Source organism: Streptomyces physcomitrii (assembly GCF_012273655.1).
In the GTDB taxonomy this organism is placed as follows: Bacteria; Actinomycetota; Actinomycetes; order Streptomycetales; family Streptomycetaceae; genus Streptomyces; species Streptomyces physcomitrii.
Genome location: NZ_JAAWWP010000049.1, coordinates 1 through 1,064, shown reverse-complemented (window position 1 = coordinate 1,064; position 1,064 = coordinate 1). Strand labels below are relative to the sequence as shown.

At 66.6% G+C, this 1,064-nt stretch carries 1 protein-coding gene; it reads right to left on the bottom strand.

The features are described 5' to 3' along the window. The coding region (gene ispG, locus HFV08_RS31025) for a flavodoxin-dependent (E)-4-hydroxy-3-methylbut-2-enyl-diphosphate synthase (protein ID WP_168543891.1) at positions 1 to 1,064 on the bottom strand (1,064 nt) is incomplete at both ends.

Here is a 1,064-nt window from a genome sequence, read left to right as displayed (position 1 = left end):
ACGATCTTCGACTCCGGGACGGTCGCGATGACCTCGCCCTTCACGAAGATCTGCCCCTTGCCGTTGCCCGAGGCCACCCCGAGATCCGCCTCCCGCGCCTCACCGGGACCGTTGACCACACACCCCATGACCGCCACCCGCAACGGAACCTCCATCCCCGTCAGACCCGCGGTCACCTCCTCCGCCAGCTTGTACACATCCACCTGCGCCCGCCCGCACGAAGGACACGAGACGATCTCCAGACCCCGCTGCTTGAGATTGAGCGACTCCAGGATCTGCAGACCCACCTTCACCTCCTCCGCCGGAGGCGCCGACAACGACACCCGCAGCGTGTCCCCGATCCCCTCACTGAGCAGCGCACCGAACGCCACCGCCGACTTGATCGTCCCCTGGAACGCCGGACCCGCCTCCGTCACCCCCAGATGCAACGGGTAGTCACAGGCCTCGGCGAGCTGCCGGTAGGCGTTGACCATCACCACCGGATCGTTGTGCTTGACCGAGATCTTGATGTCGTGGAAACCGTGCTCCTCGAACAGCGAGGCCTCCCACAGCGCCGACTCCACCAGCGCCTCGGGAGTGGCCTTGCCGTACTTCTGCAGCAGCCGCCGGTCCAGCGAACCGGCGTTGACACCGATACGGATCGGAGTCCCGGCCTGGCCGGCGGCCTTGGCGATCTCCCGGACCTTGTCGTCGAACTGCTTGATGTTGCCCGGATTCACCCGGACCGCCGCACAGCCCGCGTCGATGGCGGAGAAGACGTACTTGGGCTGGAAGTGGATGTCCGCGATCACCGGGATCTGCGACTTTTTGGCGATGGTGGCCAGCGCGTCCGCGTCGTCCTGGGTGGGACAGGCCACCCGTACGATCTGGCAGCCCGAGGCGGTCAGCTCCGCGATCTGCTGGAGCGTGGCCCCGATGTCGGAGGTACGGGTCGTGGTCATCGACTGGACCGAGACAGGAGCGTCCCCGCCCACCGCCACGGTACCCACCTGGATCTGGCGGCTCTTACGCCGCTCAGCCAGCCTGGTCGGAACGGACGGAATACCGAGAGAAACCGCGGTCAT